Source organism: Streptomyces sp. CRN 30, from assembly GCF_034105845.1.
This window is the reverse complement of record NZ_JAVRHI010000164.1, coordinates 21,023-27,022: the sequence shown is the minus strand read 5'-3', so window position 1 is coordinate 27,022 and position 6,000 is coordinate 21,023. Positions and strand designations below refer to the sequence as shown.

The window sequence follows — 6,000 nt, the reverse complement described above, 5'->3', positions numbered from 1 at the left end:
CGATGGCGACCCACCCGGCATTGCGTGCCTTGGAGGCCTTCAGGGTGACGGCGGCGCAGACACCGCCGCCGAGCAGGATGAGTATGGCGGTACCGATGGTCTCGCCGATGAAGATGTCGGAGCTGGACACCCGCGACTCCTTTGTCCTTCGTCCAGGGTTAGCCGAACCCCCGGGTCCGTCCGGGTGTTCTGGCGCCCTCAGGGAATGAGAGCGATGCCGGCCTCTGGCGTCGTCCACTCTAGCGCGTATTGCCGGTAGGTGTTCGACAATGCCGACCGATGGACGGAGTCTCATCCCGACGTCGCGCGTGAGTCAAGAGTCCTGTTATCGAAAACACGAACGCTTTTGATCGATCGTTTCTGTCGATCTTCCGGCAGGGTCTGTGGTCGCTTGTCTTTTTTGGCGGCATTCGCCCTGTTCCTCAGGGTAGGCCGAAGACCGGAACGCCGCTCCGGCGTCCCGGTCCCACCTGCCCTGTCCGGGCCTCAGAAACGCCCGGCGCCCAGGTCCCGCGAGACCGCGCGGGCGCAGTCGCGGACCGCCGCGACCAGTTCCGGGCGCAGCTCACCCTCCCGGCAGAGCCGCTCCACCGCGCCCGTGATGCCGACCGAGCCGACCGGCATGCGCCGCCGGTCGTGGATCGGGGCGGCGATGGACGCCACGCCCTCCCAGGTCTCCTCGACATCGGCGGCGTACCCCCGCGCGCGTGTCATGTCCAGCACGTGCTCGAAGGCGGCCGGCTCGCAGACGGTGCGGTCGGTGAAGGCCCGGCGCTCGGTGTCCAGCGCCTCGCTGTGCGCCACCGGGTCGTAGGCGGAGAGCACCTTGCCCAGCGCCGTCGAGTGCAGCGGCTGCATCGCGCCGATCTCCAGCACCTGCCGGCTGTCGTCGGGCCGGAAGACGTGGTGCACGATCAGCACGCCCTGCTGGTGCAGCACGCCCAGGTGGACGCTCTCGCCGCTGGAGCGGGCCAGGTCGTCCGTCCACACCAGGGCGCGCGCCCGCAGCTCGTGCACGTCCAGATAGGTCGTGCCGAGCCGCAGCAGCTCCGCCCCCAGCTGGTACCGCCCGGAGGCGGCGTCCTGCTCGACGAAGCCCTCCTGCTGGAGGGTGCGCAGGATGCCGTGGGCGGTGCCCTTGGCCAGGCCCAGCGACGAGGCGATGTCCGAGAGGCCGAGCCGTCGCTCGCCGCCCCCGAGCAGCCGCAGCATGGCGGCCGCCCGTTCGAGCGACTGGATGTTCCGTGCCATCGCCGTTGCGCCTCCGTCTCGTCCTACCGTCGACGTGCGACGTCACTTCCACTGTTCGGCAATGTCGAACAGTACCGGTCCATGCCGACCTCTCGCCAACGGTCGACCCGCAACTGTGACACCCCCCGGCCCCCGCGGCCGCGCGCGACGGGCCCCTTCGGCGCCACGCCCCATCCTCGTCCGTCCCGTGGACGGTCTGACCACAGGACCCCTCTCCCGGCTACCCTTGCGGCGTGCGCCCTCCCGGAGCGTCCGAAACCGATGCCCCCGGGAAGCCGCAAAGCCGACAGCCGTCGCATCCTAGGGAGCCCGTTCATGGCCTCGTCGCCGTCCACCCCGTCCGCCGACACCCGGACCCGTGTCACCGCCCTGCGCGAGGCGCTCGCCACCCGCGTGGTGGTCGCCGACGGCGCGATGGGCACCATGCTCCAGGCGCAGAACCCCACCCTGGACGACTTCCAGCAGCTCGAAGGGTGCAACGAGGTCCTCAGCCTGACCCGGCCCGACATCGTCCGCTCGGTCCACGAGGAGTACTTCGCGGTCGGCGTGGACTGCGTCGAGACCAACACCTTCGGCGCCAACCACTCCGCCCTCGCCGAGTACGACATCGCGCACCGCGTCCACGAGCTGTCCGAGGCCGGCGCCCGGGTCGCCCGCGAGGTCGCCGACGAGTTCGCCGCGCGGGACGGCCGGCAGCGCTGGGTCCTGGGCTCCATGGGCCCCGGCACCAAGCTGCCCACCCTCGGCCACGCCCCGTACCAGGTGCTCCGCGACGCCTACCAGCGAAACGCCGAGGGCCTCGTCGCCGGCGGCGCGGACGCCCTGCTGATCGAGACCACCCAGGACCTGCTCCAGACCAAGTCGGCCGTGCTCGGCGCCCGCCGCGCCCTGGACGCCCTCGGCCTCGGCCTGCCGGTGATCGTCTCCGTGACCGTCGAGACCACCGGCACCATGCTGCTCGGCTCCGAGATCGGCGCGGCCCTGACCGCGCTGGAGCCGCTGGGCATCGACATGATCGGCCTGAACTGCGCGACCGGCCCCGCCGAGATGAGCGAGCACCTGCGCTTCCTGGCCCGGCACTCCCGCATCCCGCTGTCCTGCATGCCCAACGCCGGACTGCCCGTCCTCGGCAAGGACGGCGCCCACTACCCGCTGTCCGCCCCCGAGCTGGCCGACGCGCAGGAGACGTTCGTCCGCGAGTACGGCCTGTCCCTGGTCGGCGGCTGCTGCGGCACGACCCCCGAGCACCTGCGGCAGGTCGTCGAACGCGTCCGCGGGACCACCCCGACCGCGCGCGACCCCCGCCCCGAGCCCGGCGCCGCCTCCCTCTACCAGTCGGTCCCCTTCCGCCAGGACACCTCCTACCTGGCGATCGGCGAGCGCACCAACGCCAACGGCTCCAAGAAGTTCCGCGAGGCGATGCTGGCGGGCCGCTGGGACGACTGCGTGGAGATGGCCCGGGACCAGATCCGCGAGGGCGCCCACATGCTGGACCTCTGCGTGGACTACGTCGGCCGCGACGGCGTCGCCGACATGGAGGAACTGGCCGGCCGGTTCGCCACCGCCTCCACCCTCCCGATCGTCCTCGACTCCACCGAGGTCCCCGTCGTCCGCGCGGGCCTGGAGAAGCTCGGCGGCCGCGCGGTCATCAACTCGGTCAACTACGAGGACGGCGACGGCCCCGAGTCCCGGTTCGCCAAGGTCACCCGGCTCGCCCAGGAGCACGGCGCCGCGCTGATCGCGCTGACCATCGACGAGGAGGGCCAGGCCCGCACCGCCGAGAAGAAGGTCGAGATCGCCGAGCGGCTCATCGCCGACCTCACCGGCAACTGGGGCATCCGCGAGGAGGACATCCTCGTCGACTGCCTGACCTTCACCATCTGCACCGGCCAGGAGGAGTCCCGCAAGGACGGCATCGCCACCATCGAGGGCATCCGCGAACTCAAGCGCCGCCACCCCGACGTGCAGACCACCCTCGGCCTGTCCAACATCTCCTTCGGCCTCAACCCGGCCGCCCGCATCCTGCTCAACTCCGTCTTCCTCGACGAGTGCGTCAAGGCCGGCCTCGACTCGGCGATCGTGCACGCCTCGAAGATCCTCCCCATCGCCCGCTTCGACGACGAGCAGGTCACCACCGCCCTGGACCTGATCTACGACCGCCGCTCCGAGGGCTACGACCCGCTGCAGAAGCTGATGGCCCTCTTCGAGGGCGCGACCGCCAAGTCGCTGCGCGCCTCCAAGGCCGAGGAACTGGCCGCCCTGCCGCTGGAGGAGCGGCTCCAGCGGCGCATCATCGATGGCGAGCGCAACGGTCTGGAGGCCGACCTGGACGCGGCCCTCCAGGCCCGCCCCGCCCTGCAGATCGTCAACGAGGTCCTCCTGGAGGGCATGAAGGTCGTCGGCGAGCTGTTCGGCTCCGGCCAGATGCAGCTGCCGTTCGTCCTCCAGTCCGCCGAGGTGATGAAGACCGCGGTGGCCCACCTGGAACCGCACATGGAGAAGACCGACGAGGACGGCAAGGGCACCATCGTCCTGGCCACGGTCCGCGGCGACGTCCACGACATCGGCAAGAACCTCGTCGACATCATCCTGTCCAACAACGGCTACAACGTCGTCAACCTCGGCATCAAGCAGCCCGTCTCCGCGATCCTGGAGGCCGCCGCGGAACACCGCGCCGACGTCATCGGCATGTCCGGCCTGCTGGTGAAGTCCACGGTGATCATGAAGGAGAACCTGGAGGAGCTGAACCAGCGCGGCATGGCCGCCGACTTCCCGGTCATCCTCGGCGGCGCCGCCCTGACCCGCGCCTACGTCGAACAGGACCTGCACGAGGTCTACGAGGGCGAGGTGCGCTACGCGCGCGACGCCTTCGAGGGACTGCGGCTGATGGACGCCCTGATCGGCATCAAGCGCGGCGTCCCGGGCGCCAAGCTCCCCGAACTGAAGCAGCGCCGGGTCCGGGCCGCCACGGTCGCGGTCGAGGAGCGCCCCGAGGCCGGACACGTCCGCTCCGACGTCGCCGTCGACAACCCCGTCCCCGAGCCGCCGTTCCGGGGCACCCGCGTCATCAAGGGCATCCAGCTCAAGGAGTACGCCTCCTGGCTCGACGAGGGCGCCCTCTTCAAGGGCCAGTGGGGGCTCAAGCAGGCCCGCACCGGCGCCGGACCCTCCTACGAGGAACTGGTCGAGAGCGAGGGCCGCCCCCGGCTGCGCGGCCTGCTGGACCGGCTCCAGACGGACAACCTGCTTGAGGCGGCCGTGGTCTACGGCTACTTCCCCTGCGTCTCCAAGGACGACGACCTGATCGTCCTGGACGACGCCGGCAACGAGCGCACCCGGTTCACCTTCCCGCGCCAGCGCCGCGGCCGCCGGCTCTGCCTCGCCGACTTCTTCCGCCCGGAGGAGTCCGGCGAGATCGACGTCGTCGGCTTCCAGGTCGTCACCGTCGGCTCCCGCATCGGCGAGGAGACCGCCCGGATGTTCGAGGCCAACGCCTACCGCGACTACCTCGAACTCCACGGCCTGTCCGTGCAGCTGGCCGAGGCCCTCGCCGAGTACTGGCACGCCCGCGTCCGCTCCGAGCTGGGCTTCTCCGCCGAGGACCCCGACCGCATCGAGGGCATGTTCGAGCTGAAGTACCGGGGTGCCCGCTTCTCCCTCGGCTACGGCGCCTGCCCCGACCTGGAGGACCGCGCGAAGATCGCGGCCCTGCTGGAGCCGGAGCGGATCGGCGTCCACCTCTCCGAGGAGTTCCAGCTCCACCCCGAGCAGTCCACGGATGCCATCGTCCTCCACCACCCCGAGGCGAAGTACTTCAACGCCCGCTGATCCCTTCCCGGGCGGGTTCGCCGCGGGCGACGTACACTGGTCGGTCCACTGCAGGCCGGTTCCCTCTTCCGGGAACCGGCCTGATCGTCCCTCAAGGAGGTAGGTGGATGACCAGTACGGTCCCCGCGCTCGCGATCCGTCCGGCCGAAGGCAACGCCCTGCAGGCCGTGCTGCTGGACATGGACGGCACCCTGGTGGACACCGAGGGGTTCTGGTGGGATGTCGAGGCCGAGGTCTTCGCGGGCCTCGGGCACACCCTGGACGACTCCTGGCGCCACGTCGTGGTCGGCGGGCCCATGAGCCGCAGCGCGGGCTTCCTGATCGAGGCCACGGGCGCCGACATCACGCTGGCCGAGCTGACCGTGCTGCTCAACGAAGGGTTCGAGAAGCGCATCGGCGAAGCCCTGCCGCTCATGCCGGGCGCCCGCCGCCTCCTGGCCGAGCTGCACGAGCACCGCGTTCCCACCGCCCTGGTCTCCGCCTCGCACCGGCGCATCATCGACCGGGTCCTCACCACCCTCGGCGCCCACCACTTCGCGCTCACGGTCGCCGGCGACGAGGTGCCGCGCACCAAGCCGCACCCGGACCCCTACCTGACCGCCGCCACCGGACTCGGCGCGGAACCCGGCAGATGCGCCGTCGTCGAGGACACCGCCACCGGCGTCGCCGCCGCCGAGGCCGCGGGCTGCCACGTCGTCGCCGTGCCGTCGGTCGCCCCCATCACCCCGGCCGAGCGGCGCACCGTCGTGACCTCCCTGGAAGAAGTCAACCTGACATTCTTGCGCGGACTGATGACGGCGGGATGACGGACGACTGCGCTGCGTCGCGTTCCTACCACCGCCCACCTCGGCCCATCTGTGACGTTCGCCACCGCCGACGGGGTCGACAGACAGCTGTGCGTGTGCTGTCGAACGGCCTTCC

General features: G+C 71.0%; 3 protein-coding genes and 1 pseudogene. 2 read left to right on the top strand and 2 right to left on the bottom strand.

Annotation, left to right across the window (positions count from 1 at the left end; all coding sequences use genetic code 11):
• A pseudogene (locus UW392_RS16285) lies at positions 1-130 on the bottom strand (aquaporin family protein); the annotation flags it as partial.
• A 356-nt stretch (positions 131-486) separates the two neighbouring features.
• The gene (locus UW392_RS16280) at positions 487-1,251 is read right to left on the bottom strand and encodes an IclR family transcriptional regulator (protein WP_320775724.1); all 765 of its coding nucleotides are present in this window, start codon (positions 1,249-1,251) and stop codon (positions 487-489) included.
• A 315-nt stretch (positions 1,252-1,566) separates the two neighbouring features.
• On the opposite strand from UW392_RS16280, the gene metH reads away from it, so the two are divergent.
• Both metH and UW392_RS16270 read left to right on the top strand, forming a co-directional pair.
• Positions 1,567-5,079, top strand: a complete 3,513-nt coding sequence (gene metH / locus UW392_RS16275) for a methionine synthase (RefSeq protein WP_320775723.1) — start codon at positions 1,567-1,569, stop codon at positions 5,077-5,079.
• A 107-nt stretch (positions 5,080-5,186) separates the two neighbouring features.
• A complete protein-coding gene (locus tag UW392_RS16270) occupies positions 5,187-5,885 on the top strand; it encodes an HAD family phosphatase (RefSeq protein WP_320775722.1) in 699 nt (232 codons plus the stop codon).
• Positions 5,886-6,000: the final 115 nt, after the last annotated feature.